Source organism: Mesorhizobium sp. B2-1-3A, from assembly GCF_006442655.1.
GTDB lineage: Bacteria > Pseudomonadota > Alphaproteobacteria > Rhizobiales > Rhizobiaceae > Mesorhizobium.
On the sequence record NZ_VFWK01000005.1, the window covers coordinates 202,108 to 227,308 of the forward strand.

The following is a 25,201-nucleotide window of genomic DNA, read 5'->3' on the forward strand; positions in this document are numbered from 1 at the left end:
GAGCCGTAGGCTCTGTACTTCATTGTGCGCGGGAAGTCGTAGGCGAGGATCACGTCGTCTCTCCGATGATGGACACGGCGACCTTAACGCAGCATTCTCGCAGCTTGATGCTGAAAGATTGCCTGATAGAGCTGCAAAAATGCACGAGATCGACTGGAATGACCTGCGCTACGTGCTGGCGCTGACCCGTGAAGGGTCCTTCGCCGCTGCCGGTCGCCGGCTCGGGCTGGATCCGACGACGGTGGCGCGGCGCCTGCGGGCGATAGAGCGGGCGCTCGGCGCGCGCCTGTTCGAACGCGGCGCGGAAGGCGAAATGCGGCCGACGCAGGCCGGCGAGGTCGCGGCCGGCCGGGCCGAAGCCATCGAGGCCGAGATCGGCGGGCTGACGCTGGCGGTCAAGGGCGCCGACAGCGAGATCAGCGGCACGGTGCGGGTCACCGCCGTGCCGATCCTGATCAACCGGGTGCTGATCCCAGCTGTTCCCGACCTTGTCGCCCGCCATCCGGGATTGCGGCTGGAACTGGTCGCCGACCCGCACGACGTCAGCCTGACCCGTCGCGAGGCGGACATTGCGCTGCGGCTTGCCCGGCCGGGGTCGGAGACCGGCGGCCGGATCATCGCCAGGCGCATCGGCACGCTCGCCTATGCCGCCTACGCGGCGAGCAATCGTTCGGCGCCCGATTTGCTCGGACAGAACACCGACCTGCCCTGGCTGACCTACGAGGACGGCATGGCATATCTGCCGCAGGCGCGCTGGATCGCCGGCGTCGCCCGCAAGGATGGCTATGCCCCGCTTTTCGTCAACGATGCCGAACCGCTGGTGCAGGCGATCCTCGCCGGCCTTGGCCGCTCGCTGCTGCCCTGCATTGCCGCCGATCACATCGCCGGGCTTACGCGCATGCCGCAGGACGGCCACCCATTCCCGGCGCGCGAATTGTGGCTGCTGACCCATCCCGATCTGCGCCACCTCGCCCGCATCGCAGCGGTCACCGCATGGATCGAAGCAACGATCCAGCGCCTCGATACCAGGAAGGCCTAGTGGTTACGCAGCGGCACTGCGGCCTTTCGCGCCGGTCACCGCCTTGAAGATGCGGAACGTGTTGCGGCCCGCTGCCTTGGCGGCATAGAGCGCGGTGTCGGCCTGCGCGAACAGGTCGCAAGGCAAGCCTGTCCCGGCAAACGCGACGCCGACCGAGGCGCCGAGCCTCAGCGACTGGCCGCGGATCGCGACCGGCCTGCTCATCGCCTCGATGATGTCGCGCGCCACGCCCGAGACCGCGCCGCGGTCGAGATGCGACCCGAGCAGCACCGCGAATTCGTCGCCGCCGACACGCGCCACCAGGTCCGCCTCGCCGCACCCGCCGGCGAGACGCTCGGCCGCCGCCTTCAGGCACTCGTCGCCGATGACGTGGCCGAACGTGTCGTTGACCGCCTTGAAGCCGTCGAGGTCGATCAAAAGCAGCGCGCCGAGCGGACGTGCTTCGTCGGCATGCGCCAGCCGCGCCTGGAACCGGGCGCGGTTGGCAAGCCCGGTCATGGCGTCGAATTCGGCGAGATAGCGCATCCGGTCCGACAGGATCTTTTCCTCGGTGATGTCCTGCTTCATGCCGAAGATGCGCACCGGCACACCGGCTTCGCACTCGACGCTCGCGGTGATACGGATCCAGCGGCTATGTCCCGCGAAAGTGGTGATCTCGGCGTCGAGGGTAAAACCGCTGCGTTCGGCAATGGCCTGGCTGCGCAAACTGTCCAGCGCCTTGCGCGACTCCGGCGGATAGCACTTGATGATTTCGCTTCGATCGAGCGCGGCGCCGCGCGGCAGATCGAACAGATCATAGATCACATCTGTCCAGGTCAGCCGTTCGCCGGGCAGGCTGCATTCCCAAACGCCGATGCGCGCCGCGACCGACGCCCGGTCGAAGATCTTGCGGCTGTGGGCCAGCGAAACCTGCTGCGTGGCGATCAGCGCGGCCTGCGCGGCGAGTTCCTCCTTGAGCCTGGCGATGGTTGTGGCATCGCGGCGCTGTTCGTCTGCGCTGCCCTGCCCCACCCGCTTGCCGGGCTGCGAGGCCGGGCCTTTCGGGGTGTATGATGTATCGGGCATGGAGAAACTCCTGGCGGGCGACCACCATGGCGCACAGCCCTTAAAACTTCGCTGACGGCCGCTAGCTTAGCCGGAAACTGCGGGGAGCCTATGGGAACAAGGTCGCAGCGGGCCACTGGCTGCGGACCGCCCGTGGCCCAGTGAGATGCTGGTGTGGCTGCGGGACGGCTGAGGCTGGCCTCCCGCTGCTCGACTATGTGCGGCTTGATTGGGCGGCAGTAGCGGGCAGCGCCGCCTTCGATGCCGCTTGTGGCGCGCTGTTGTCGACATGCGCCCAGGCCGGCCGCTCGAACAGGAACATGCCGAAGCCGACACGCTGGATGATGAGGTAGAGCACCACCGGACTGATGATCGAGACCAGCAGCACCGCCAGGCTGAGCATGCCGGTGTCGGTCAGCAGGCCGCTTGCGAGTGCCGCACCGCGGAAGAGTGACATCGGGATGGTGAAGGCGACATAGACGACCAGCGAATGTTCGCCGAGCCAGCGCAGCCACTCCATGACAGGGAATGTCGACAGGAAACCGCCAAGCACGCAAAGCGCCACGGCGCCGGCGACGGCCAGAGTGAGATGCAGCGGCGGCCATGCCGCCAGGCCCATCTGCATGCCGACCGGCTGCATGGCATAACCCGGCGAATAGACGAGCAGGCCGTTGACGACAGCCCACAAGAGCAGGCCCGCGACGGCCAGCATGGGGCGGGGTTGCGTCCATTCGACGAGCCGGAACACCAGCGGCGCCAAGAGGAAGCCAAGATAGAAGAACACGAAATAGGCCGCGAACTGTTCAAGCGCGTAGCTGTCTGGATGCGGCGCCCACATCTGCAGGCCGGCAGCGACCGGGATGACGATCCAGGCCGGCACGCGAAACTGCCGCAAAAGCTTCGCGACCAGGCCGAACACCGCCAGCATGTAGATGAACCACAGCACGCCATAGGGCTGGACGACGGCCATTGCGAGGTCGTGCAGCATGCCGCCCGGATCCCGGCTGAATATGCCGATCTTCAGTCCGATCGAGATGATCGCCCACAGCACGTAGAAATAGAGATAGTGGACGACGCGCCGGTCGACATAGCGCCGCCACGGCCGGTCGATCACCTGCGACAGGAACAGTCCGGAGATCAGGAAGAATTCCGGCATGCGGAACGGCGTCGCGAAGCCGATGACATAGTGCAGGAAGCCCACACCGCCCGTGTACTCGCCGGTGTTGTAGGCGGAATACATCATGACCACGAGGATGATCGAGAGGCCTTTGGCCGTGTCCACCCACGGCATGCGCATCGGGCTGTTCATGGCAAATCCATCCGGGGCCGGCCAAGGTGGCCAGCCATCATTCCGAGATGTCTAGCACCATCAAGCTTCCCAGATCGTAAACGCGGCTGGTTTTGTGGGGCAGACGGCGAGCCACTCTTGCTTGCTGCCTTGCAGCGTCAAAGTCATTGCCAATCTTCTGGCGTCGGCGACGGTTATGCGCAATGGGCCATGACGCAGTTACTTCCGCCCCTTCGATTTGTTCAGCGCCACGGCAGCCCGCACCAGCGCCTTGAAGGCTTCTTCGTTGACCTCCTCACCCTTCTGAAAATCAATAGCCCGCCGCGTATTCCCTTCAAGGCTGGAGTTGAACAGCCCTGCGGGATCAGGCAGCGCCGCGCCCTTGGCGAAGGTCAGCTTGACGACGCTCTTGTAGGTCTCGCCGGTACAGATCATGCCGTCATGCTCCCACACCGGAACCCCGCGCCACTTCCATGTCTCGACCACATCGGGATCGGCTTGATGGATGAGCGCGCGCAGCCGGCCGAGCATCTCGCCGCGCCAGTCGCCGAGTTCCCTGATCCTGCCGTCGATCAGTTCGGAGGGGGATTTGCTCTCCTGCGATCCGGTCATGTCGTTCTCCTCAAAAAATGAACAATAGCGCGCTCACATGCGCTCGCCAGGCAATTGGCTGGCCTGCTTCACCCAGGCGCTGAATTGCGCCTCGTCGAACGGATCGTCCTCGTGGATGTTGAGGTAGCGCGTGTCCTGGCTCTTGGATTCGCCTGGCGGCACCGGATCCAGCGACATGCCGCGAAAGAAAGCCACCTTGATATATCTGGTGAAGCAGTGAAGGCCGAGGAACCAGCCCTGGCCTTCGACACCATAAAGCGGCGAATTCCATTTCACCGCCTTGTGCACGCCGGGCACGGCCCGCTCGATGAGCGCATCGAGCCGCCCGCCCATCGCGCGCTTCCAGCCCGGCATCGCCGCGATATAGGCCTGCACCGGGGCATCGCCATAGCCCTTGGCGATCTGCGGATTGCCGCCGGAAAGCAGCTTCGGCTCAGCCTTGGCCGGAGTCGACTTGGCCATACGCTTTCCTCCTATCCGTTGACCCGCTGCACGCCGCGTCCTTTCCCGACATAGGGCAGCACGAACATATAGAGGCCGCTGAACAGCATAAGGAAGAGCGGCGGCAGAGGCGAATAGACCACCCAGGCGGGCGGCTGTCCAAAGGCCATGGTGACGAAATTGGCGACGACGGTTGCCGTGAAGACGACCGACAGCCAGCGATGCGCCTGCCTGATCCACTTGCTCCAGTCCAATCTTACCTCCCTTGGAAAAACGCTTGAAACCAGCCGGGCGCTGCTACCAGCGCGCCAGCTCCGTGATCTGGATGAGATTGCCGCAGCCATCGTTCAGCTTGGCGATGGTCGAGCCGGTCACTTCGGTCGGGGCCATGGCGAAATTGCCGCCGCGCGCCGTGATGCGCTCATGATCGCCCTTGATGTCGTCGGTGAAGAACATCACCGCCGGCTGGCCCTGCTCGAACATCGCCTGCTGGTAGGCCTTGGCCGCCGGCTGGTTGTTGAGCGCCAGCTGCAGCTCGGTGCCCTCGGGCTCATCCGGCGAGGCGACCGTCAGCCAGCGGAACGGCCCATTGCTGAAATCGGCCTTCTTGGTCAGGCCGAGCACGCCGGTGTAGAAGGCAAGCGCCTTTTCCTGATCATCCACATAGATGCTGGTCAGTTTGATCTTCATCATTTTCCTCCATAGGTCTTGCTGGCGGCCAAGCCGCCCGGTGAAGTCAGGTGTTGGGTTCGTTCGGCCGGTGGAGCTCAGTCCGTCCGGTCGAGAAGCTGCTCCAGCTTCTCGAAGAATTGCGGCCAACCGGTTCTTGCGCCGCCATAGGCGCGCCGCTGCTCGGGCCGGAAGCCGGATTGTTCCATGCGCAGATGCGTTCCGGTCGATGTCGGGGTGAGCGTGAAGGTCACCACGCTCCTGAGATCGAACGCCGGATCCTGGTGCACGAGGTTCCAAGTGTAGGACAGCGTCCTGTTCGGTTCGACGGCCAGCACCTCGCAGTCCAGCACGCCGCCCCAATCGGCACTGATGTTGAAGCGGTGGCCGACAGCGGGCTTGAAATCGTTCTTCATCAGCCACTCCTCGATCAGATGCGGTTGCGTCAGCGCGCGCCAGAGTTTTTCCGGTGGATGGGAAATCTCCCGCTCGACGACGACAGTGCGGTTTTGCTGGGCACTATCGTTCACTGGTCCATCCTTTTGAGCAAATCCTCGAGATCGTCGAACCGGCTCTCCCAGAACCCGGCCATCTGACGCGTCCAGTCCATCAGCGGCGCCAGCGCGCCAAGCTGCGCGCTGTAATGGGTCTGGCGCCCTTCATGGCGGTCGCGCACCAGACCGGCCTGTTTGAGCACGCCCAGATGCTTCGACACCGCCGGCTGCGACACGCCGGACTGGCTCGTCAGCGCCCCCACCGTCTGCTCGCCCTGGCGGCACAGCCGTTCGAAGATCGCCCGCCTGGTCGGGTCGGCGAGCGTCCTGAAGAGCATGTCATGAGCGTCCGGCATGTCGGATCGATAACCCGTTGACTATTGGTTGACGTATAACCAGAGAGATATATGTTCGTCAAGAGCGAGATTGGAGCGGCAGGAATGATCCTCGTCACCGGAGCCACCGGCCATGTCGGACGCGCCGTCGTCTCGAGGCTGGTGTCGTCAGGCCACGAGGTGGCAGCACTTGTCCGCAAGCCTGAGGCCGCGCAAGGGCGCCTGCCCCGGGAAACAGCGCTGCGCGTCGGTGACTACGAGGATGTCTCCTCTCTGAAGGCAGCCTTCGCCGGCATCGACGAACTGGTGCTGATTTCAAGCGATGGCGACGCGGATGCGGTCATGCGCCATCACGCCAACGCCATCTCGGCGGCAACGGCGGCCGGGGTCCGCCACATCACCTTCACCAGCATCGTCGATGTCGGCGAGGCGTCGCCCTTCTACTACGCACCGGCCTATCGCGACGCCGAACGCCGGCTGGCCTCCTTGCCCTCGACCATCCTGCGCTGCGGCCTCTACAGCGATCTCATCCTCGACACCTGGCTGACGTCAGCCTCGGGGGAACTGGTGCTGCCTGCCGGACAGGGCCTGGTTGCGCCTGTCTCGCGCGACAACGTCGCGGCGGCCGTCGCCGCTGTGGCGGCCAGACCGGGCGCCGCCCGCGCCCTTTACACGATCACCGGAAACCAGACGCTGAACTTTGACGAGATCGCCGCAGGTTATGGTGAGGCGACAGGACAGCCCTTGCGCTATCGTCCCCGCACCCTGGACGACTACCTGGCCTCCGCGTCGGCACGCCTCGACGCCCCCTGGCCACAGGCCTTCGCCACTCTATGCGCCGCGATCGCCGAGGGCCGCTACGCCTCGACCTCCAGTGATTTCACCGCGCTTACGGGTAAGCCGCCGGAAAGCTTTCGGGATTTCCTGGTTCGCATGGCGCTTGGAGCGCGGAAGGAAGCCTAGACGGCGGTACCGTTATTCTGGTCGGTTCGGGGCCTGCCGGCAGGCAACACCGTGGAGATTAGCCGAGGCCTTCCCAACTTCGTCATCCACGGGCGGAGCAAGGAGCGAAGCGACGCGGCGCAGACCCCTGGAGCTGCTCCGCAGCCCAAGGGATCCGTGCCGCGACTTCAATGCGCTGCAACGGTGCGGAATTCTGCTCCGTTTGCACTTACGGCAAAGGTCGCGGCATGGATCCTCGGGTCTCCGCGACGCCGCTGCGCGGCTGCTCCGCCCGTGGATGACGACGCGGTGGTGTTTGCGCCAATCCTGAAGACAAGCGATCCGTCGACGCAGGCGATTGGTATAGAGCCACTAGACCCCGGCATGCACTCGCCCGATCTCCTGCGCCACCAATTCCTGCAACTGCCACAGATTGCGGTCGCGGATCCCGCAGGCGTCGAGGTGGCGGATCGTCTCGAACAGATATTGCGCGCCTGAGCCCCAATGGCCGACGGCCCTGGCCAGCGTGGCCGCGACCGCAGGCTTGTCGAGCTTGCCGGCATAGCGCGGATTGGCGGGATCGACGACGAAGCCCAGCGCCCGGCTCGCCCCGCCTTCCGTGCCGACCTGCAGCCAGCGCGGCACGTTGACGGCAGGCAGGATGGTCATCTCGCGGCGCAGCAGCGCTTCCAGATTAGCCGCGACCGGCTCGGCGATCTCGAACACCATGCCTTGGCACTGGCCGCCGCGGTCGAGCGCCATCATCAGGCCGGGCTGCTCGAGCGTGCCGCGAAAGCGCTGCACCGTAAAGCAGAACGACCGGTGCCAGCCCCGCGCCACCGCCCGTTCGCCGCCCCCGACCTCGCCGGCCGGCTTCCACAGCAGCGAGCCATAGGCAAACAGCTTCAGCGGTCCAGGCGGCGCCGAGGCCAGGATCTCGTCGCGAAACCGCGCATAGTCGGCGTCAGTCATATGGACCATGCCCGGCGTCGGCCCGGCATCCTCGACCACGCGCATGGTGCGCGCCACCAGCGCCTCGGTCAGCGCCATCGGCGCCTTGCGCGGCGGGGTGGTGGAAATCGGCTTGCTCATGTTCGTCATGTTGCTGAAGGCAGAGGGATTCTCAAGGGCGTGCCGCCGGGCAATCTCTTTCGGTTTCGAGTTCGGCTATGATATTCAGCAGACGTCAGCGCCGCCCCTCACCTGCCTGCCGGCATCCTCTCCCCGTATAGTGACGGGGAGAGGGACGCTGTCATCGCCGCTTTCGCCAATCACCGACGTTTGCAGGAAGGGCGCCAGCGTCGCGGCAGCTCCTTTCTCCCCGTCCCTATACGGGGAGAAATGCCCGGCAGGGCAATGAGGGGCGGCACTGACGCTGGCAATCGGAGGTACGACCGCGCCGACTCAAAATCCTAGCACACACGTCCAAGCCCCTGAAAAGACTCCCTCTCCTACCGCCCCGGCGCGGCACTCAGTTCGCTGCGCCGCCAGGCGGCCGGCGAAATGCCCACCGAGCGTTTGAACTCGCGGCCGAAATGATAGACGTCGCAGAAGCCACAGGCTTCCGCCACTTCGGCCAGCGGCTGATCACCCTGCACCAGCAGCGATTGCGCCTGCATCAGCCGCTCGCGCATCAGCCATTGGTGCGGGCTGGTGCGCAGATATTTCTGGAACAGCCGCCGCACCTGCGAGGCGCCGAGCCCGGTGACGGCGGCAAGGTCGGGGGCCGCCCACGCAAAACCGGGTTCGGCGCGCATGGCGTCGAGCGCCGAGGCCAGCGGCTTCGGCAGGTCGTCATTGCCGGCGCCGTTCACCGCGCGGTCGACCAGAAGCAGGAACTCGGCGACCAGCTGGTTCAGCCGCAGGTCGAGACCGGCGTCGCGCCGACGCAGCGCCGAAAACAGCCGCTCGAACCATGGCGCCGGGCTGGTGGCTTCCGTGAAGGCGGTGCGCAACACGCCCTCGCCGAACAGCTTGCGCCGCAGGATCGCCGGGTCCGGACCGTCGAGCCGGAACCACAGCAGCGTCCACGGCTCGTCCGGATCGGCGCAATGCACATGCGGCGCCTCGTTGGCCATCCACACCAGCTGGTGAGCGCGCACGTCCAGCCGCTGCCCCAGCGTCTCGACATGGCCCCTCCCCGACAGGCAGTAGAGGATGTCCTGGCCGGGATAGACCGGCCGTTCTATGCGGTAATCGCGCGCCGCCGCCACCTTGCCGGCGCGCAGCACGCTGAAGGCCGTGCGCGTCCACCCCGCGGCCGGCACATAGTGGAAACTCTCGAAAACATCCGTCTTGTTCATATGCGCGTTTTATACAAAACAAGCGCCTTGCTGTCCATTTTGTTCGCCGCCCAGCGTCGCTATGGTTGCTCGCATGAGGTCGGGGATTTCTGCGGGCTTTTACCGAGAACCCCAGTTTCACGGGTTTTCCCGGCGCCTTGCGCCGCTGACGGCCCGACAGTCCAGGGAGGCAAGACGATGCTGGCGATGACGAGGAAAGAGGCGGAAGACTACGCCCGTGATGGCTATATTATCCGCAGGGGACTGCTCAGCGTGGCGGAAGTGGAGGATTTTCGCGACCATGCCCGCGCGCAGCTGGAAGCGGAAAACAAGAATGGCGCCGTGATGGCCAAGGGCGACAAGGAGGGTAAGACCACCCTTCTGAAGATGTGGACCAAGGCCGAGGACGACAAATACGGGCTGCTCGCCCGCGACGAGCGCATGGTCGATCTGGCCGAGGACGCCGTCGGCAAGCCGATCTACCTCTACAGCCACAAGATGACGATGAAGCAGCCCAATGAGGGCGGCGCCTGGGAATGGCACCAGGATTTCGGCTACTGGTACAATTACGGCTGCCTGGCGCCGGAGATGATGAGCATCTATGTCGCGCTCGACAAGGCGACCCGCGAGAATGGCTGCCTGCAGGTGCTGAAGGGTACGCACAAGCTCGGCCGCCTCAATCATATCCGCGAGAACGACCAGACCAATGTCGAGCAGGAACATCTGGACGCAGCACTCAAGCGCTACGAGCACATCTATGTCGAGATGGAAGCCGGCGACGCGCTGATCTTTGACGGCAATCTCCTGCATCGCTCCGATGCCAACCGCTCCGACACCTATCGCTGGGGCTACATCTGCTCCTACAACGCCGTCGAGAACGCGCCGTTCAAGAAGGTTCGCGAATACGGGAATTTCGACGAACTGCGCAAGGTGCCGGCCGGTTCGTTCCGCCAGGCGTCCTGACGCCGGAGAATACCGGCATGGGCGGCGACGCCCACGCCTTGGCCATGATCCCCGGAGCCGCGCACGGCTTACCGGAAGATCATGGCTAAACAGGGAGATAGAGCCCGACCCTGAATCAGTTTGGGATCGGCACGAATGCATCGGCCCGCGCACGAGCTCGGCCCGGGTCGATGGAATGGAAGAGTGGTCACGCTGGTGAGGACCGGCCGATCACGCTGAGGGAGGATGCTGTATGGCCCATGCGGTCAGGACCGGCGCGCGCGCGCCAGCCACGGACCGATTCACGCTGGCGCGGCTTTTGCGGGCGCGCGAGGCAGGTGTGTTCATCGCCCTGCTCGTGCTGTGCCTGTTCCTGTCCTTCGCCACCGATGGATTCCTGACATCGCTCAACCTGCTCAATGTCGGGCGCCAGATCTCCTTGCTCGGGATCATGGCGGTCGGCATGACGTTCGTGCTGATCGCGGGCGAGGTCGACCTGTCGGTCGGCTCGACCTATGCGTTTTCGGGCCTCGCCACCGGCATGCTGATCATCGCCGGCTGGGCGCTGCTGCCGGCGATCTGCCTCGGCCTCGCCACCGGCGTCGTCATCGGCCTCATCAACGGCGTGCTCTCCACCTATGGCCGCCTGCCCTCGCTGATCGCCACGCTCGGCATGCTCTCGATCGTGCGCGGTGCGGCGTTGATCCTGACCAATGGCCAGCCAGTGACGGTCAACGCCCGCAATGGCGCGCTGCCCGATGTGCTGCAGGCCTTCTCCTTCATGGGCCAGGGCTATCTCTTCACCATCATTCCCATGCAGTTGGTGTTCCTGGTCATCGTCGCGGTGCTGGCCTGGCTTGTCCTGTCCTTCTCCAATTTCGGCTTCCGCGTCTATGCCGTCGGCGGTAGCGCCAAGGCGGCGCGCGTTTCCGGCATCTCCGTCAACAAGGTCAAGATATCAGCCTTCATCCTGATGGGAGTGCTTGCCGCCTTCGCCGGCATTCTGGGCCTCGCCTTCCTGCCCTCCAGCCAGGCTGGACGCACCGGCCTTGGCCTCGAGCTCGACGTCATCGCCGCCACCATTGTCGGCGGCGCCTCGCTGTCGGGCGGCGAAGGCACGATCCTCGGCACCATTCTGGGCGTGCTCATCATCGGCGTCATGCGCAACGGCCTTGTGCTGCTCGGCGTGTCGCCCTTCGTGCAGGAACTGATGATCGGCCTGGTCATCATCATCGCGGTCGGCATCGACAAATGGAGCACGCGCCGAGCCGGTTAATCGCAGAAGACAGAAGCAACCAGAACCAAAAAGGGAGGACTATCCATGAACATAAGACACGTCATTCTCGCGGCAGCGATCGGCCTTCTTCCGCTCTCGGCCCACGCCGAATCCAAGCTCGCCGATTTCCAGCTTGCGCCTCGCATCAAGGCCAAGATCGATGCCGGCCAGCCGCTCGACTTCTATGTCTCCTACCATGACGTCTCCAACGAATTCGCGCCGTTCATGAAGGCGGGCGTCGAGCGCGCCGCCAAGGAGGACAAGGTCGGCGCTCAGTTCATCGGCCCGGTCGGCGCCGATGCCGACGGCCAGATCTCGGAGATCGAGACGCTGATGGGCAAGATGGACGGCCTGGCGATCTCTTCCGTGTCGACCGACGCGCTGGCGCCGGTGATCGACCGCGTCATTGCCGCCGGCATCCCGGTCGTGACCTTCAACACCGACAATCCCCAGAGCAAGCGCCTCGCCTTCGCCGGCCAGGACCTCGTCCAGTCCGGCCGCGAGGCGGGCAAGCTGATGTCCAAGGTGCTGGGCGGCAAGGGCAAGGTGATGATCACCACCATCGACGCCGCCGCGCAATGGTCGCTCGACCGCGAGAAAGGCGCTCGCGAAGCGCTCAAGGCCGAGCCCGGCATCGAAGTTGTCAACACGCTCAACACCGGCACCGACCCGCAGAAGATCTATTCGGCGATCGAGAACGCCATGCTCGCCAACCCGTCGATCTCGGGCGTGCTGTCGCTCGAATGCTGCTCGACGCCGGCCGCCGGCACCTGGGTGGAACGCAACAAGGCCGCCGACAAGGTCAAGGTGGTCGGCTTCGACCTGCTCGACCAGACGGTGCAGCTCGTGCAGGACGGCAATGTCGACGCCACGATCGACCAGGCGCCGGAAAAGCAGGGCTTTGCCGCCGTCGACCTTCTGGTCAAGTTCCTCAAGGGCGAGCCGATCGACAATGTCGACACCGGCGTCGGCATCTACACCAAGGAAAACATCGCCGAGGTGGCAAAGAAGTAACAAGCCAGCCCTGCGGGTCCGCCGGTCCTCGTGACCGGCGGATCCGCCTGGCCAGCCAGCCGATGACAGAACAACAGACCCCTGCCCCGATCGTCGAAATCTCCGGCCTGACCAAGCGGTTCCCCGGCGTGCTGGCGCTTGACCGCATTTCCGTCGCCTTCCGCGCCGGCGAGGTGCATGCCGTGATCGGCGAGAACGGCGCCGGCAAATCGACGCTGATGAACATGCTGGCCGGCGACCTGCAGCCGGATGGCGGCGAGATCCGCATCGACGGCAAGCCGGCAATTATCGCCTCGCCGCTCGCCAGCCGCGCCGCCGGCATCACGGTGGTCTACCAGGAACTCGCGCTCTGCCCGACGCTGACCATCGCCGAAAACATCATGATGTCGGACATGGCGACCCGCTCCGTCATGTCGCTGGTGCCGCGCGACGAGATGCGGCGCGAGGCGCGCGCCGCGCTCACCCGGCTCGGCATGGGCACGCTCGATCCCGACACCAGGGTCTCGCGCCTTTCGGTGGCCGAGATGCAGCTGGTCGAGATCGCTGGCGCCATCCGCCAGCGCGCCCGCGTGCTGGTGCTCGACGAACCCAATTCGGCGCTCTCCAAGCGCGAGAGCGACCGCCTGTTCGAGATCGTCAAACAGTTGCGCGGCGAAGGCGTCACCATCATCTACGTCTCGCATCATCTGAAGGAAGTGCTCGACCTTGCCGACCGCATCACCGTGATGCGCGACGGCCGCACCATCGAGACCATGGACAATGACGGCCTGTCGGAGGACCGGCTGATCCGCGCCATGGTCGGCCGCGAACTCGACACGGCGGCGCAGTGGTCGCTGCAGGCCGAGGCGCGCTCGCATGAGGCGCCGATCGTGCTCGCGGTCGAAAAGCTGACCGCACCGAGCCTGGACGAGCTGAGCTTCCATGCCCGCGCCGGCGAGATCCTCGGCATTGGCGGCCTGCCGGATTCCGGCAAGGACATGCTCGGCGAAGCCCTGTTCGGCCTCTGCGCCCGGCGCGGTCGCGTCACCATCGACGGCACGGAATTGCGCGCCGCCGACCCGCGGGCCTCGATCCGCAACGGCATGGCCCTGGTGCCGGCCGACCGGCGCGGCGCCGGCGCTCTGCTGAGCATGAGCGTCGCCAACAATGTCGTCTCGGCCTCGCTGCCGCGCTTTTCGCTGGCCGGCTTCATGCGGCGTGGTGCCGTGCGCCGCGAGGCCCGCGCGCAGGTCGCCCGGCTCGATGCGCGCATTTCACATCTCGGCCAGAAGCTCGCCACGCTGTCCGGCGGCAACCAGCAGAAGATCATCCTTGGCCGCAGCCTCGTCACCAATCCGCGCGTGCTGGTGCTGCACGAGCCGACGCGCGGCGTCGACGTCGGCGCCAAAGCCGAGATCTACGCCATTTTGCGCGGTATCGCCGGCGAAGGCGTGGCGGTGGTGATGATCTCGTCGGAGATTCCCGAATTGATCATGAACGCCGAACGCGTTCTGGTGCTGCGCAATGGCCGCGTTTCGGGTGAACTGACCGGAGCCGGCATCAACGAGGAAGCGATCCTGGCGCGCGCCATGGCGTCCTGAACGAGGCGATTGATGAGCAAACCCCAGACCGCACCAAGGATCACCATCGTCGGCAGCTTCGCTGTCGGCCTGACCATGCGGGCGCCGAAACTGCCGATCTTCGGCGAAACCATGCTCGGCACCGATTTCGACATGGGCGCCGGCGGCAAGGGCTCGAACCAGGCGGTGGCGACCTCCAGGCTCGGCGCCGCCTCCTCGCTGGTCGCCATCATCGGCACCGACAAGCTCGCCGGCATCGCCACCGACCTCTATGCCGCCGAGGGCGTCGATGCGAGCTTTGTGACGACACGGACGGAACGCGCCACCGGCGTCGGCTTCATCATCCTCAACGACAAGGGCGAGAATTTCATCATCCTCGACATGGGCGCCAACGAGCTGATGGATGCGGCGGTCGTCGACACGGCCGAACAGCGCATTGCGCACAGTGATGTGGTGATGACCGTGCTCGAAGTGCCGATACCGGCCGCCGCCCGCGCCATGGAGCTTGGCCGCAGGCACGGCGCCCGCACCATCCTCAACCCCGCACCCGCGCGCCAGCTTCCCGACGAGATCTTCGCCAATGTCGATTATCTCACCCCGAACGAAAGCGAATTGCGCATCCTGCTTGGCCTGCCCGCCGACGATCCGCGCTCGTCACGCGAACTGGCCGGCGAACTGCGCCGCCGTGGCGTGCGCAACGTCGTGGTCACGCTCGGTCGCAGCGGCGCGCTCATCCTCACCGACGAGCTCGACATCATGGTGCCGGCCGTGCCGGTCGAGGTGGTCGACACGACCGGCGCCGGCGACGCCTTCAACTCGGGCTTTGCCGTGGCACTGGCCGAGGGCCGCGACATTGTCGACGCCGTGCGCTTCGGCGTCGTCTGCGGCGGCATAGCCTGCACAAGGCTCGGCGTCATTCCCGGCCTGCCCGAACGGGCACAGGCCGACGCGCTGTTCGCCGAAGCCCTCAAGACAACATGGCCCCAGAAATAACACGGAAGGAAAAGAGATGAACCGGAACCGCCTGCTCAACGCCGAACTGTCGCACGCCATCGCCTCGATGGGCCATGGCGATCTGATGATCGTCTGCGACGCGGGCTTTCCGATCCCGTCGAGCGCCTGGCGCATCGACCTCGCCATCTCGCCCGACGTGCCGGACCTGGAAACGGTGCTCGGCCCGATCGCGTCGAACCTGATCGCCGAGCGCGTCGGCTATGCCGACACGCTGCCGGTGCACAACGCGCCGTTGCTGGCGAAGCTCAAGCGCCTGTTCCCCGACGCCGATTTCGAGACGACCACACACGAGACCATCCTCGGCGAGATGGCCAAAAAGGCCAAGGTCATCGTGCGCACCGGCGCCTTCGACCCCTGGGGCAACATCCTCATCTATTCCGGCGTCGACGTGCCGGCCTGGTTCTCCAAGCCCGGCGTTGTCGCACCCGACTACTACGCGAAGAAGCTGAAGGGCTGACATGCCCCGCATCTTCGACTTCGGCGGCCGCGAGGTCGAGCGCAGCGCGACCGTCGCCGGCCTGCGGGCGCTGAAGGGCAGCGGCCGGCACGTCGCGCAGGTGACGGCCGAGACGGCGGACGAGGCCGCGGCGGCGGAGGCCGCCGGCATCGAGATGGTCGTCTGCCGCGCCGCCAATGTGGCGCGCGTGCGCGAAGGCTCGCGCCGTGTCTTCGTCACCGCCGCCCTCGGCTTCGCCGACGCGGTGACATCGGACGAGATCCTGCGCACCGCTTTCAGCGCGATCACGACCGGCGCCGACGCCGTCATCACCGGGCGCGGCCACGAGACCGTGCGCATGCTCGCCAACGAGCAGATCCCGGTCATGGGGCACCTCGGCTTCGTGCCGCGCAAATCGACCTGGGTCGGCGGCATCCGCGCCGTCGGCAAGACCGCCACCGAGGCGCTCGAATTGTGGGACCGCTTCCGCCGGCTGGAAGATGCCGGCGCCTTCGCCGTCGAGTGCGAGATCATTCCAGCCGAGGTCATGGCCGAGATCAACCGCCGCACCGGGCTGGTCACGGTCTCGCTGGGTTCCGGTCCATCAGCCGATGTGATGTTCCTGTTCACCTCGGACATATCAGGCGAAAGCGCCCGCCTGCCCCGCCACGCCCGCGCCTGGGGCAATCTGGCCGCCCTCCACAAGGCCGTCCGCGATGCCCGCATCGAGGCGCTGTCAGGCTTTCGCAGGGAGGTCGCCGACGGCAGCTACCCGGCCGAGACCGAGATCGCCGGCATCGCCGACGCCGAGCTGGAGGAATTTCGCTCCCGTCTCGAGGCGGACGAGATTAGCCAGGGATAAACAAGCGGATAGAGCCGGACCTTGATTCGTTCAGGGCCGGTTCTCGATCATCTGCCGCAGGCTGCGATAGGTCCGCTCCAGCCGCTCGAAACCGCCCTCGGCAAGCGTGATCGGCGCGGCATTGTCGGCTATCACCGCGAACAGCAGCGCGGCGTCGGCGGGCACCACATTGGGCGCAAGCTCGCCGCGCCGGCCCGCCGACGACAGCGCCTCCGCGAACAGAGCCGAGAGCTCGACGCCGAAATGGCCAAGCATCTGCCGGCCGCGATCGCCCAGCAGATCGGCATCCTGGCGCAGCCGCGAGATCAGGCTCCAGCCGTGCCCCTCGGTACCGGTCGGATTGAAATGGCTGAAACGCGCCCGGCTGTAGGCGATCATCGCCTCGACCTGATCCGAGAGGCTGGATCCCTGCGCCGACCACACCGCGCGCAAGCCGCTCAGCGTCGCCTGCATGTAGTCGCCAAGCACCTCGTCGACCAGCGCCTGTTTGTTGCCGAAATGATAGTGGATGTTGGCGCGCGTCGTGCCGAGCGCCGCCGAAATATCGCCGAAGCTGGTGCCGCGATAGCCATGGCGCACCAGAAGCTCCAGCGCCGTATCCTTGATCGCCTGCCTGGTGTCGGTCTCGTCCATGCTTCCATCATAGCCAAATGCGTTGGCCTTGGACGCCGAAGCTTTGCGGCGTCCCCAGCATTTGACGGAACACTGACTTGCAGGTAAGTAAGTCTGAAATCAGCGGGGAGGATACGTGGTGAGGATGCAGACATTCAGCGATATCGAAGGATCGGCGCCGCAGGCCGTCCGTGCCGGTGACCTGGTCTTCATCGGCGGGCTGATGGCGACGGATGCTAGCGGCAATATCGTCGCAACCGGCATAACCGCTCAGGCGCGCGCCATCTTCGACCGGCTGGCGGCCCTTCTCGCCCAGGCCGGCGCCGGCATGGCCGATGTGGTCAAGCACAACATCTATTTTAGTTGCGACGCCGATGCCGTCGGCGCCTTCCTCGACGAACTCGATGCCGTGCGCGCCGGCTGTTTCGCGGCCCCCGGCCCGACCACCACCGAAATCCGCTGCGGCCTCGACCGCGAGGGCGCGCTGCTGATGGTCGACGCCTGGGTGGTGATCGGCGGCAAGCGCGAACTGCTCGACCCGCCGGGTCACTGGCGCTGGCGCAAGCAGCTGCCCTTCGTCCATGGCTGGAAGGTTGGCGACATGCTGTTTGTCGGCGGCCAGCGCTCGCTCGATGCCGAAGGCAATGTGCTCGGGCTCGGCGATATCGAGGTGCAGACCGAGGAAGCCTTCCGCAACCTCGATACCATGCTGCGGTCGGGCGGCGGCGACCGCCACAGCCTGATGCGCCAGAATACCTATTTCCGCTTTTTCGGCGAGGGCCGCGAGGTCACCGACTACTGGGAGAAGATGACCAATGTGCGCCGCCGCTACATGTCGGTGCCTTCGGCGGCCGGTGCCGGATTGCGCATCCAGGGCATGGGCAATGCCGACGAACTGATTCAGGTCGAGGGCATCGGCATGCTCGGCGACGACAAGCAGCGCCTGCAGCCGGCCAACCATTGGGACTGGAGCATTCCCAACACCCAGTTCACGCAGGGCTGGAAGATCGGCGAGCTCGCCTTCATCGGCGGCCAGATCTCGGCCGACAACAAGGCGCAGGCCGTCGGCGGCGACATGGAGACGCAGACCCGCAACGTCTTCGAGTTCATCCGCCGCACGCTGGCCGAAGGCGGGCTCGACGAAAGCGATGTCGCCAAGCTCTATATCTACTATCATGCCGAAGGCGGCTGGACCGGGATCGAGGCGACGCGCGCGGTGATTGCCCGCGTGCAGCGCGAATTCTACCCCGAGCCCGGTCCGGCGGTGACCGCGATCCGCGTCGCCGGCTTTGCCTTCGAGAACCTGCTGATCGAGATCGAGGCAATGGCGGTGACGCGAGACTGATGTCGAAACACGACTTCACAGCCGCCGAGTTCGCCGGACGCCTCTCCAGCGTGCGTGAGGCCATGGCCGCACGCGGCCTCGATTGGCTGGTTGCCGTCCATCCCGCCTCCATCCATTGGCTGACCGGCAGCGACGCCAAGAGCTACCAGGAATTCCAATGCCTGCTGGTCGGCGCGCGTGACGGGCCGCTGGTCGTGCTGACACGCCAGGGCGAGGTGCATGAATTCGAGACGGACGCCCTTGTCGGCGAGGTCCAAGGCTATGGCGGCGGCGAGAACGAGGATCCGGTCGCGGCCTTCGCCGGCATGGCGCGGCGTCACGGCATGCTCGGCAGGCGCGTCGGTCTCGAAGTGCCGGCCTACTACCTCCACCCGCATCACTATCTCGGCCTCCGCGCCGTCATCGGCGATGCCCTGGTCACCGAGGCGACCGAGCTGATCGCCGGCCTTAAGCTGGTGAAGTCGCCGGCCGAGATCGACTATATCAGGCGCGCGGCGGCCCTTGCCGACCTTGGCATGGAGCGTTTTGCCGGCGAGCTCGCGGCGGGCCTGTCGGAACTGGCGCTGGCCGGCGGCATCCACGAGACCTTGCTACGCAATGGCAGCGGCATCGCCGCCAGTCCGATCAACCTCGTCTCCGGCCCGCGCTCCGCCTACAGCCACGGCGCGCCGACAGCGCGCCGGCTTGAACATGGCGATTTCGGCAACATCGAATTCGGCGCCACCTTCAACCGCTACACCGCCACCATCGGCCGCAATTTCGCGCTGGGCACGCCGACGCCGCGCATGGCCGAACTGCACGACATCGTGCTGCGCGCCAGCGACGCCATGATTGCTGTCATCCGCGACGGCGTGCCGGCAACCGTGCCGCACCAGGCGGCCCGCGCCGTCATCGGCGAGGCCGGGCTCGAAGCCTGCCGTGTCCATACATCCGGCTATGCGTTGGGGCCGGGCTTTCCGCCGAGCTGGGCCGAGCCGCTGCACATGATCGGCGACAGCCCGCACATGCTGAAGGCCGGCATGGTGGTCACCATCGAGCCGCCGGTCTATATCGGCGCCGAAGGCCTTGGCGCCCGCATCATCGACAATGTGCTTGTCACCACGACCGGTGCGCAGGTGCTGTCCCGCACGCCGCGCGACATCATCGTCGCGGGCTGAGCCAGCTACCCTCCAAGCTCATGCGCGATCTCGGCGCAAGCGAGCTTCAGCCGCGCCAGCATGGCCTCGAAATTGGGCGCGGCACTGCGCCGGCTGACCGCCGCCACCGTCACGCAGGCCACGGCGCGCCCGTCGCCGGCGATGATCGGACAGACGACGTCGGTCACGCCGATGATGTCGCGGCTCTCATGGATGATGGCGCCGCGCTCGCGCACCGCGTCGAGTTCGGCGGCGAGCGTCGTCGGGTCCGGCGGCTCGCGCATCAGCATCAGGCATTCGGCGATCATCCGGTCACGCACCGGCTTGGGCTGAAACGCCATCAGCACCAGCCCGGAATGGGCATCCGCCAGCGGCCGGCGATAGCCGAGCTTGAGCGAGAAGTTCATGTCCGCCCCGCCCGACGCGGCCGCGATGATAACGGTTTCGCCGCGATGCGCGACGACCAGGTGCGCCGCCTGGTGCACTTCCTCGGCGAAGCGCTCGACGATGGGGGCCGCCGTGCTGACCAGGTCGCGGGCGCGCGCCGTCTGCATGCCCAGCCCGAACAGCTTGTTCGACAGCATCAGCCCCTCGCCGCCCTCGTCGCGCTGGAGGTAGCCGCGCGCAAGCAGCACATGGACCATGCGGAAGATCTCGTTCTTCGATCGCCCCAGTTCCTCGGCGATCTGGCGCGTGCCCATGGGCTGGCCGGCATTGGCCAGCAATTCGAGGATATCCAGCCCCTTTTCGAGGGCCGGCGCGCTGTAATTGAGCTTGTCGTCCGTCATTTGCATCCGCTTCATAGATGACGCTTGACGTCACATATGAAGCGACGATAGCGTGGTGTCCAGCAAATCCGAGCGGAAAATAGCGATCTGTCTGGAGTTGCATAGGGGGACGCTCTGCATCCATGAGCTATAATTTCAAATTTGATGTCCTGCTGCGCTATATCCCCGAGATCGTGCAAGGCGTGCTGCTGACCTTGCAGTTCTCGGTCGTCACCATGCTCTGCGGCCTTGCCATCGGCTTGATCGTCGCCATGGCCTCGATCAGCCCGCTGATGCCGCTGCGCGCCTGCGCCCGCGTCTATGTCGAGGCGCTGCGCAACACGCCGCTGCTGGTGCAGCTGTTCATCGTCTTCTTCGGCCTGCCTTCGATCGGCATCAAGCTTGGCGCCAACACGGCCGCGCTGATCGCGCTTTCGATCAACATGGGCGCCTATGGCGCGGAAATCCTGCGCGCCGGTTTCCAGTCGGTGCGCCAGAGCCAGGTCGAGGCCGGCCGCTCGCTCGGCCTCACCGCCGGCCAGACCTTCCGCCATGTCGTGCTGTTCCAGGCGGTCAAGACCATCTACCCGGCGCTGGCCAGCCAGTTCGTGCTGATCATGCTGACCACCAGCGTCGTCTCCTCCATCGGCGCCACCGAGCTGTTCCACCAGGCCGCCTTCATCGACTCGCGCACCTACCGCTCCTTCGAGACCTACACGCTGATCACCGTTTCCTATCTCGTGCTGACGCTGGGCTTCCGAGCCTTCTTCGCCGGCGTCTACTGGATGGTCTTCGTCAGGAGGCCGCGCCGATGATCCGCGAATTTGGCGGCACCGATATCGTCTACCTGATCGAGGCCGCGCGCTGGACGCTGCTGCTGGCGCTCACCGCCACGGTGGGCGGCGGGCTGCTCGGCATCGTCGTCGCCGTCCTGCGGGTCATCCCGTTCAGACCGCTCAACTGGCTGGCCATCGCCTGGATCAACCTGATCCAGGGCACGCCGCTGCTCGGCCAGCTCTTTGTCTTCTTCTTCGGCCTGCCGCTGATCGGCCTCTCGGTCGACGCCTGGACGGCGGCGGCACTTTCCCTGTCGATCTACGCTTCGGCCTTCTTCGGCGAGATCTGGCGCGGCAGCCTGCAATCGGTGTCGCAGCGGCAATGGGAGGCGGGTGCCGCGCTCGGCCTCACCTACGTGCAGCGCCTCGGCCATGTCGTGCTGCCGCAGGCGATCCGCATCTCCGTCGCGCCGACCGTCGGCTTCCTCGTCCAGCTCGTGAAGAACACCTCGCTCACCGCGCTGATCGGCTTCGTCGAACTGACCCGCGCCAGCCAGATCATTAGCGGCGCGACCTTCGCCCCGCTGCCGGTCTACCTCACCGCCGCCGCCATCTATTTCGTTATCTGCTTTTCCCTCTCCCAGCTCGCCCGCATGCTGGAAAGGAGACTTCATGTCGCTCGTTGAAATCGCCGATATCCGCAAGCGCTTCGGCGCCGTCGAGGTGCTGAAGGGCATCTCGCTCAACGTGGAAAAAGGCGAGATCGTCGCCGTCATCGGCCGCTCGGGCTCGGGCAAGTCGACCATGCTTCGCTGCATCAACGGGCTGGAGAAGGTGCAAGCCGGCCGCATCGTCGTCGACGGCATCGACGTCACCGCGCCCAGGGCTGACCTCAACCTTCTGCGCCAGCGCGCAGGCATGGTGTTCCAGAGCTACAATCTGTTCCCGCATCTCAATGTCGAGCGCAATGTCACGCTGGCGCTGAAGCTGGTGCGCAAGCTCGACACGCCGGCCGCCCGCGAAGTCGCCCGCGCCGTGGTCGCCAAGGTCGGCCTCGCCGACAAGCTGCTTGCCTATCCCGACGAGTTGTCCGGCGGCCAGCAGCAGCGCGTCGCCATCGCGCGCTCGCTGGCCATGCAGCCGACCCTGATGCTGTTCGACGAGATCACCTCCGCGCTCGACCCCGAACTGGTCGGCGAAGTGCTGCGCGTGCTCGAAAGCGTCGCCAGCGAAGGCATGACCATGATGCTCGTCACCCATGAGATGAACTTTGCCAAGAACGTCGCCGACCGCGTGATCTTCATGCACGAGGGCCGCATCCACGAGGATGGGCCAGCGCGTGAGACCTTGCTCGAGCCTCGTACGGCCGAACTCAGGAGCTTCCTGAGCGCCGTCCTTCACTAAGAAAAGAAAGTCCAACCAGAAAAAGGGGAAGTTCCATGTTCAAGCATCTCACCAGGATCGTCACAGCCGTGCTCCTGGCCGGCGCCGTCTCGGCAATGCCGGCGCGAGCGGCCGACCTGCAGAAAATCCTGTCCGCCGGCACGGTACGCATCGGCGTGCCGATCGACGTGCCGCCCTTCGGTTCGGTCGACGCCAAGAACGAGCCGCTCGGCCTCGATGTCGACATGGCCAAGAAGATCGCCGAGGCGCTGGGCGTCAAGCTCGAACTGCAGCAGATCACCGGCGCCAACCGCGTGCCCTATCTGGTCACCGACCGCCTCGACATCGTCATCGCCGCCATGGGCGCGACGCCGGAACGCGCGCTACAGATCGCCTTCACCTCGCCCTATGCGGCGCTTTCGATCGGCGTCTTCGGCCCCGACAGCATCACGGTGAAGAGCCCGGCCGAACTCAAGGACGAGACCATCGCCGTGGCGCGAGGCACGACGCAGGACCTCGAACTGACCAAGGCCGCGCCCAACGCCAAGATCGTGCGCTTCGACGACGACGCCACCGCCGCGGCCGCTTTCACCTCCGGTCAGGCGCAACTGCTGGCCACCGCCGATGTCGTGGCCAAGGATTTGATGGACAAGGACGCCAAGGTGCAGCTGAAGCCCAAATTCATCCTGCAATTCTCGCCCTGCTACATCGGCATCCAGCAGGGCAGCCCGGAACTGCTGCGCTGGCTCGACACCTACATTCATCTCGGCATGCTCGACGGCTCGCTTTCGGCGCTGTCGCAGAAGTGGATCGGCACCACGCTGCCGACCCTGCCGCCGATCTGACCTTTTTGGCGGCGGGGGCCTTTCCGCCCTCGCCGCCTCTCCTCGCCACCTCATCCCCACAGAGTTTCAAAGAGAAACATGGCCCGCATGTCCACCGCCCGCACCACCATCGATTTCGACCGTTCCGGCAAGCAGATCGGCTTCGTCGACATTCCGCATTCGCCGCATGACGACGCCTGGGGCGCGACCCGCATTCCGCTCGCGGTGATCCGAAACGGCAACGGGCCGACCGTCATCCTGCAGGCCGGCAACCATGGCGACGAGTATGAGGGGCCGATCACGCTCGGCGAACTCATCCGCGATCTGGACCCGGGCATGGTCAGCGGCCGCATCATCTTCCTGCCTGCGATCAACCTGCCGGCCGTGCTGGCCGGCCGCCGCACCTCGCCTGTCGACGGGCTGAACCTCAACCGCACATTCCCGGGCGACCCGACCGGCACCATCACCCAGCAGATCTCGGCCTATGTCAGCGACGTCGTCATGCCGCTTGGGCATGCCTATGTGGATCTTCACTCCGGCGGTTCCTCGCTCAACATCCTGCCCAGCGCCATCATCGAGCCGGCGCCCGACGCCGCCCACCGCAAACGCAACATGGAAGCGGTGCTCGCCTTCGATGCTCCGCTCACCGTCGTCATCGACAATCTCGGCGAGCCGCGCACCTCCACGGCCACGTCGGTGCGGGCCGGGCTGACCACGGTCGGCACCGAGATGGCCGGCGCCGGCACGGTCTCGCTCGACGCGCTCGGCATCTGCCGCAAGGGCGTGCGCAATGTGCTGAGCCACCTCGGCGTACTGCCGCCGACAGGCAGGCCGCCTGCCGCGAGGCCGGAAAAAATCCTGCGCATTCCCGGCCATGACGGCTATGTGCTGGCCACCACCAATGGCGTGTTCGAACCGTTCCACGCGCTGGGCGCCGAGGTGCATGCCGGCGAAGACGCCGGCCGCATCCACAATCTGGCCGACCCCGGCCGCGCGCCCGAGACCGTGCGCTACCTCTCGGACGGCATCGTCTATGGCCGCCGCCAGCCCGGCCGTGTCGTTGTCGGCAATTGCTGCGTCACCGTCGCCACGCGCTTTGAAGGAGCGCTGGCGTGATCGCGCTGGAAGACATCCGCACCGCTGCCACGCGCATCGAAGGCAATGTCAGGCGCACGCCGATGATCGCCGCCGGCAACCTCAAGACGCCGCTGGCCGGCGGCGTCGACCTGACGCTGAAGCTGGAACTGCTGCAGGTCACCGGATCGTTCAAGGCGCGCGGCGCCACCAACAGGCTGCTCTCGCTCGACCCCGCCGCGCTGGAGCACGGCATCGTCACCGCGTCGGGTGGCAACCATGGCATAGCCACCGCCCGCGCGGGCTTCATGGCCGGCGTGCCGACAACAATCTTCCTGCCGACCAACGCCTCGCCGGCCAAGATCGAGAAGCTGCGCGCCTGGGGCGCGGCCACCCACATCGTCGGCTCGGCCTGGCACGAATCCAACGAGGCCGCGCAAGCCTTCGTCCGCGAAACCGGCGCTGTCTATTTCCACCCCTTCGCCGACCCGGCCGTGGTCGCCGGGCAAGGCACGGTCGGCCTCGAAATCCTCGACCAGATGCCGGATGTGACGACAGTGTTGGTCGCCATGGGCGGCGGCGGCTTGGTCAGCGGCGTCGCGACCGCGATCAAGGCGCTGGCGCCGCATGTGCGCGTCGTCGGCATCGAGGCCACAGGCTCGCCGGTGCTGCTGCGCGCGCTCGAAGCCGGAAGCAACGTGGCGCTGGACAAGGTGACGACCTCGGTGGCGACCATGGCCTGCGCCAAGACCGACGACCGCATCTTCGATATTGTCCGCGACAAGGTCGACGAGATCGTGCTGGTCGACGACGACGAGATGCTGCGCGCCGCCAGAAGCCTGTGGTTCGAGATGGGCCTCGCCGCCGACCTCAGCGGCGCCGCCGCCATCGCAGCACTGGCCGAGAGCCGGGTGCGGCTGAAGCAGGGCGAGCGCGTTTGCGCCATCGTCTGCGGCGCCGGCCCGGATGCCATTCTGGGATGATGGCGGCGGAGTTGCGCTTGAATCATGGTCTCAACGATAGCGGCCAACCGAT

The 25,201-nt window shown here is 66.0% G+C and carries 29 protein-coding genes; 17 read left to right on the plus strand and 12 right to left on the minus strand.

The window, feature by feature from the left end:
* The first annotated feature begins 139 nt into the window (after positions 1 to 139).
* Entirely contained in the window at positions 140 to 1,039 is a 900-nt protein-coding gene (locus FJ977_RS21290) for a LysR family transcriptional regulator (RefSeq protein WP_244735440.1), read from the plus strand.
* 3 nt (positions 1,040 to 1,042) lie between these two features.
* Here the strand turns inward: FJ977_RS21290 and FJ977_RS21295 are convergent, their stop codons facing one another.
* The 8 genes from FJ977_RS21295 to FJ977_RS21330 form a co-directional block, all read right to left on the minus strand.
* Entirely contained in the window at positions 1,043 to 2,104 is a 1,062-nt protein-coding gene (locus FJ977_RS21295) for a diguanylate cyclase (protein ID WP_140774169.1), read from the minus strand.
* A 193-nt stretch (positions 2,105 to 2,297) separates the two neighbouring features.
* The gene (locus FJ977_RS21300) at positions 2,298 to 3,392 is read right to left on the minus strand and encodes an acyltransferase family protein (RefSeq protein WP_140774170.1); all 1,095 of its coding nucleotides are present in this window, start codon (positions 3,390 to 3,392) and stop codon (positions 2,298 to 2,300) included.
* 198 nt (positions 3,393 to 3,590) lie between these two features.
* Positions 3,591 to 3,983: a DUF1801 domain-containing protein gene (locus tag FJ977_RS21305; RefSeq protein ID WP_140774171.1), complete on the minus strand. Its 393-nt coding sequence runs from the start codon at positions 3,981 to 3,983 to the stop codon at positions 3,591 to 3,593.
* 33 nt (positions 3,984 to 4,016) lie between these two features.
* The gene (locus FJ977_RS21310; protein ID WP_140774172.1) at positions 4,017 to 4,445 is read right to left on the minus strand and encodes a DUF1801 domain-containing protein; all 429 of its coding nucleotides are present in this window, start codon (positions 4,443 to 4,445) and stop codon (positions 4,017 to 4,019) included.
* 11 nt (positions 4,446 to 4,456) lie between these two features.
* The gene (locus FJ977_RS21315) at positions 4,457 to 4,678 is read right to left on the minus strand and encodes a hypothetical protein (RefSeq protein WP_140774173.1); all 222 of its coding nucleotides are present in this window, start codon (positions 4,676 to 4,678) and stop codon (positions 4,457 to 4,459) included.
* A 43-nt stretch (positions 4,679 to 4,721) separates the two neighbouring features.
* Entirely contained in the window at positions 4,722 to 5,114 is a 393-nt protein-coding gene (locus tag FJ977_RS21320) for a VOC family protein (protein WP_140774174.1), read from the minus strand.
* 77 nt (positions 5,115 to 5,191) lie between these two features.
* A complete protein-coding gene (locus FJ977_RS21325; RefSeq protein WP_140774175.1) occupies positions 5,192 to 5,623 on the minus strand; it encodes an SRPBCC domain-containing protein in 432 nt (143 codons plus the stop codon).
* Positions 5,620 to 5,943 (minus strand): metalloregulator ArsR/SmtB family transcription factor, encoded by a 324-nt coding sequence (locus FJ977_RS21330; protein WP_140774176.1) that lies wholly within the window; start codon positions 5,941 to 5,943, stop codon positions 5,620 to 5,622. Before FJ977_RS21330 ends, FJ977_RS21325 begins: the two co-directional genes overlap by 4 nt.
* Positions 5,944 to 6,027: 84 nt before the next feature.
* Between FJ977_RS21330 and FJ977_RS21335 the strand changes: the two genes are divergently transcribed.
* Positions 6,028 to 6,885, plus strand: coding sequence for an NAD(P)H-binding protein (locus tag FJ977_RS21335; RefSeq protein ID WP_181179997.1), 858 nt, complete (start codon positions 6,028 to 6,030; stop codon positions 6,883 to 6,885).
* Positions 6,886 to 7,236: 351 nt separating this feature from the next.
* On the opposite strand, the gene FJ977_RS21340 is transcribed toward FJ977_RS21335, so the two are convergent.
* Both FJ977_RS21340 and FJ977_RS21350 read right to left on the minus strand, forming a co-directional pair.
* Positions 7,237 to 7,956: a gamma-glutamylcyclotransferase gene (locus FJ977_RS21340; RefSeq protein ID WP_140774178.1), complete on the minus strand. Its 720-nt coding sequence runs from the start codon at positions 7,954 to 7,956 to the stop codon at positions 7,237 to 7,239.
* A gap of 359 nt (positions 7,957 to 8,315) precedes the next feature.
* Positions 8,316 to 9,167 carry an AraC family transcriptional regulator gene (locus FJ977_RS21350; RefSeq protein ID WP_246683234.1) on the minus strand — a complete coding sequence of 284 codons (852 nt, stop codon included), beginning with the start codon at positions 9,165 to 9,167 and terminating at the stop codon, positions 8,316 to 8,318.
* Between the two features lie 177 nt (positions 9,168 to 9,344).
* Here FJ977_RS21350 and FJ977_RS21355 point away from each other — a divergent pair, with 177 nt between their 5' ends.
* The 7 genes from FJ977_RS21355 to FJ977_RS21385 all read left to right on the plus strand — a co-directional run bounded on the left by FJ977_RS21355 (position 9,345) and on the right by FJ977_RS21385 (position 16,249).
* Entirely contained in the window at positions 9,345 to 10,109 is a 765-nt protein-coding gene (locus FJ977_RS21355) for a phytanoyl-CoA dioxygenase family protein (RefSeq protein ID WP_140774179.1), read from the plus strand.
* A gap of 232 nt (positions 10,110 to 10,341) precedes the next feature.
* Positions 10,342 to 11,364, plus strand: a complete 1,023-nt coding sequence (locus FJ977_RS21360; protein WP_140774180.1) for an ABC transporter permease — start codon at positions 10,342 to 10,344, stop codon at positions 11,362 to 11,364.
* A gap of 45 nt (positions 11,365 to 11,409) precedes the next feature.
* On the plus strand, positions 11,410 to 12,378 hold the full coding sequence (locus FJ977_RS21365) for a sugar ABC transporter substrate-binding protein (RefSeq protein WP_140774181.1): 969 nt from the start codon (positions 11,410 to 11,412) through the stop codon (positions 12,376 to 12,378).
* Positions 12,379 to 12,440: 62 nt separating this feature from the next.
* Positions 12,441 to 13,958, plus strand: a complete 1,518-nt coding sequence (locus FJ977_RS21370; RefSeq protein ID WP_140774182.1) for a sugar ABC transporter ATP-binding protein — start codon at positions 12,441 to 12,443, stop codon at positions 13,956 to 13,958.
* Between the two features lie 12 nt (positions 13,959 to 13,970).
* A complete protein-coding gene (locus FJ977_RS21375) occupies positions 13,971 to 14,930 on the plus strand; it encodes a ribokinase (RefSeq protein ID WP_246683236.1) in 960 nt (319 codons plus the stop codon).
* A 16-nt stretch (positions 14,931 to 14,946) separates the two neighbouring features.
* Positions 14,947 to 15,408 carry a D-ribose pyranase gene (rbsD, locus tag FJ977_RS21380; RefSeq protein WP_140774184.1) on the plus strand — a complete coding sequence of 154 codons (462 nt, stop codon included), beginning with the start codon at positions 14,947 to 14,949 and terminating at the stop codon, positions 15,406 to 15,408.
* A gap of 1 nt (position 15,409) precedes the next feature.
* Positions 15,410 to 16,249, plus strand: coding sequence for a 3-methyl-2-oxobutanoate hydroxymethyltransferase (locus tag FJ977_RS21385; protein WP_140774185.1), 840 nt, complete (start codon positions 15,410 to 15,412; stop codon positions 16,247 to 16,249).
* A gap of 30 nt (positions 16,250 to 16,279) precedes the next feature.
* Here the strand turns inward: FJ977_RS21385 and FJ977_RS21390 are convergent, their stop codons facing one another.
* Positions 16,280 to 16,882, minus strand: a complete 603-nt coding sequence (locus FJ977_RS21390; RefSeq protein WP_140774186.1) for a TetR/AcrR family transcriptional regulator — start codon at positions 16,880 to 16,882, stop codon at positions 16,280 to 16,282.
* Positions 16,883 to 17,006: 124 nt separating this feature from the next.
* On the opposite strand from FJ977_RS21390, the gene FJ977_RS21395 reads away from it, so the two are divergent.
* On the plus strand, positions 17,007 to 18,206 hold the full coding sequence (locus FJ977_RS21395; RefSeq protein ID WP_140774187.1) for a RidA family protein: 1,200 nt from the start codon (positions 17,007 to 17,009) through the stop codon (positions 18,204 to 18,206).
* The gene (locus tag FJ977_RS21400; RefSeq protein WP_140774188.1) at positions 18,206 to 19,363 is read left to right on the plus strand and encodes a Xaa-Pro peptidase family protein; all 1,158 of its coding nucleotides are present in this window, start codon (positions 18,206 to 18,208) and stop codon (positions 19,361 to 19,363) included. Before FJ977_RS21395 ends, FJ977_RS21400 begins: the two co-directional genes overlap by 1 nt.
* Positions 19,364 to 19,368: 5 nt before the next feature.
* Here FJ977_RS21400 and FJ977_RS21405 read toward each other — a convergent pair whose 3' ends face one another.
* Positions 19,369 to 20,130 carry an IclR family transcriptional regulator gene (locus FJ977_RS21405; RefSeq protein ID WP_065005262.1) on the minus strand — a complete coding sequence of 254 codons (762 nt, stop codon included), beginning with the start codon at positions 20,128 to 20,130 and terminating at the stop codon, positions 19,369 to 19,371.
* A gap of 122 nt (positions 20,131 to 20,252) precedes the next feature.
* On the opposite strand from FJ977_RS21405, the gene FJ977_RS21410 reads away from it, so the two are divergent.
* From FJ977_RS21410 to FJ977_RS21435, 6 genes are all read left to right on the plus strand, one after another.
* Complete coding sequence (locus FJ977_RS21410; RefSeq protein ID WP_140774189.1) at positions 20,253 to 20,924, plus strand: amino acid ABC transporter permease; 672 nt, start codon at positions 20,253 to 20,255, stop codon at positions 20,922 to 20,924.
* Positions 20,921 to 21,571: an amino acid ABC transporter permease gene (locus tag FJ977_RS21415; RefSeq protein ID WP_140774190.1), complete on the plus strand. Its 651-nt coding sequence runs from the start codon at positions 20,921 to 20,923 to the stop codon at positions 21,569 to 21,571. Before FJ977_RS21410 ends, FJ977_RS21415 begins: the two co-directional genes overlap by 4 nt.
* Complete coding sequence (locus tag FJ977_RS21420) at positions 21,558 to 22,289, plus strand: amino acid ABC transporter ATP-binding protein (protein ID WP_056570897.1); 732 nt, start codon at positions 21,558 to 21,560, stop codon at positions 22,287 to 22,289. Before FJ977_RS21415 ends, FJ977_RS21420 begins: the two co-directional genes overlap by 14 nt.
* Before the next feature lie 35 nt (positions 22,290 to 22,324).
* Positions 22,325 to 23,113, plus strand: a complete 789-nt coding sequence (locus FJ977_RS21425) for a transporter substrate-binding domain-containing protein (RefSeq protein WP_140774191.1) — start codon at positions 22,325 to 22,327, stop codon at positions 23,111 to 23,113.
* Positions 23,114 to 23,191: 78 nt separating this feature from the next.
* Entirely contained in the window at positions 23,192 to 24,208 is a 1,017-nt protein-coding gene (locus tag FJ977_RS21430; protein ID WP_140774192.1) for a succinylglutamate desuccinylase/aspartoacylase family protein, read from the plus strand.
* Entirely contained in the window at positions 24,205 to 25,149 is a 945-nt protein-coding gene (locus FJ977_RS21435; RefSeq protein WP_140774193.1) for a threonine/serine dehydratase, read from the plus strand. The genes FJ977_RS21430 and FJ977_RS21435 overlap by 4 nt, the downstream gene beginning before the upstream one ends.
* Positions 25,150 to 25,201 lie beyond the last annotated feature (52 nt).

Bases quoted from the DNA above. Each gene is read 5' to 3' on its own strand.
- FJ977_RS21290 (WP_244735440.1), top strand. From the start codon at position 140: ATGCACGAGATCGACTGGAATGACCTGCGCTACGTGCTGGCGCTGACC.
- FJ977_RS21295 (WP_140774169.1), bottom strand. From the start codon at position 2,104: ATGCCCGATACATCATACACCCCGAAAGGCCCGGCCTCGCAGCCCGGC.
- FJ977_RS21300 (WP_140774170.1), bottom strand. From the start codon at position 3,392: ATGAACAGCCCGATGCGCATGCCGTGGGTGGACACGGCCAAAGGCCTC.
- FJ977_RS21305 (WP_140774171.1), bottom strand. From the start codon at position 3,983: ATGACCGGATCGCAGGAGAGCAAATCCCCCTCCGAACTGATCGACGGC.
- FJ977_RS21310 (WP_140774172.1), bottom strand. From the start codon at position 4,445: ATGGCCAAGTCGACTCCGGCCAAGGCTGAGCCGAAGCTGCTTTCCGGC.
- FJ977_RS21320 (WP_140774174.1), bottom strand. From the start codon at position 5,114: ATGAAGATCAAACTGACCAGCATCTATGTGGATGATCAGGAAAAGGCG.
- FJ977_RS21330 (WP_140774176.1), bottom strand. From the start codon at position 5,943: ATGCCGGACGCTCATGACATGCTCTTCAGGACGCTCGCCGACCCGACC.
- FJ977_RS21335 (WP_181179997.1), top strand. From the start codon at position 6,028: ATGATCCTCGTCACCGGAGCCACCGGCCATGTCGGACGCGCCGTCGTC.
- FJ977_RS21340 (WP_140774178.1), bottom strand. From the start codon at position 7,956: ATGAGCAAGCCGATTTCCACCACCCCGCCGCGCAAGGCGCCGATGGCG.
- FJ977_RS21350 (WP_246683234.1), bottom strand. From the start codon at position 9,167: ATGAACAAGACGGATGTTTTCGAGAGTTTCCACTATGTGCCGGCCGCG.
- FJ977_RS21355 (WP_140774179.1), top strand. From the start codon at position 9,345: ATGCTGGCGATGACGAGGAAAGAGGCGGAAGACTACGCCCGTGATGGC.
- FJ977_RS21360 (WP_140774180.1), top strand. From the start codon at position 10,342: ATGGCCCATGCGGTCAGGACCGGCGCGCGCGCGCCAGCCACGGACCGA.
- FJ977_RS21365 (WP_140774181.1), top strand. From the start codon at position 11,410: ATGAACATAAGACACGTCATTCTCGCGGCAGCGATCGGCCTTCTTCCG.
- FJ977_RS21370 (WP_140774182.1), top strand. From the start codon at position 12,441: ATGACAGAACAACAGACCCCTGCCCCGATCGTCGAAATCTCCGGCCTG.
- FJ977_RS21375 (WP_246683236.1), top strand. From the start codon at position 13,971: ATGAGCAAACCCCAGACCGCACCAAGGATCACCATCGTCGGCAGCTTC.
- rbsD (WP_140774184.1), top strand. From the start codon at position 14,947: ATGAACCGGAACCGCCTGCTCAACGCCGAACTGTCGCACGCCATCGCC.
- FJ977_RS21385 (WP_140774185.1), top strand. From the start codon at position 15,410: ATGCCCCGCATCTTCGACTTCGGCGGCCGCGAGGTCGAGCGCAGCGCG.
- FJ977_RS21390 (WP_140774186.1), bottom strand. From the start codon at position 16,882: ATGGACGAGACCGACACCAGGCAGGCGATCAAGGATACGGCGCTGGAG.
- FJ977_RS21395 (WP_140774187.1), top strand. From the start codon at position 17,007: ATGCAGACATTCAGCGATATCGAAGGATCGGCGCCGCAGGCCGTCCGT.
- FJ977_RS21400 (WP_140774188.1), top strand. From the start codon at position 18,206: ATGTCGAAACACGACTTCACAGCCGCCGAGTTCGCCGGACGCCTCTCC.
- FJ977_RS21405 (WP_065005262.1), bottom strand. From the start codon at position 20,130: ATGACGGACGACAAGCTCAATTACAGCGCGCCGGCCCTCGAAAAGGGG.
- FJ977_RS21410 (WP_140774189.1), top strand. From the start codon at position 20,253: ATGAGCTATAATTTCAAATTTGATGTCCTGCTGCGCTATATCCCCGAG.
- FJ977_RS21415 (WP_140774190.1), top strand. From the start codon at position 20,921: ATGATCCGCGAATTTGGCGGCACCGATATCGTCTACCTGATCGAGGCC.
- FJ977_RS21420 (WP_056570897.1), top strand. From the start codon at position 21,558: ATGTCGCTCGTTGAAATCGCCGATATCCGCAAGCGCTTCGGCGCCGTC.
- FJ977_RS21425 (WP_140774191.1), top strand. From the start codon at position 22,325: ATGTTCAAGCATCTCACCAGGATCGTCACAGCCGTGCTCCTGGCCGGC.
- FJ977_RS21430 (WP_140774192.1), top strand. From the start codon at position 23,192: ATGGCCCGCATGTCCACCGCCCGCACCACCATCGATTTCGACCGTTCC.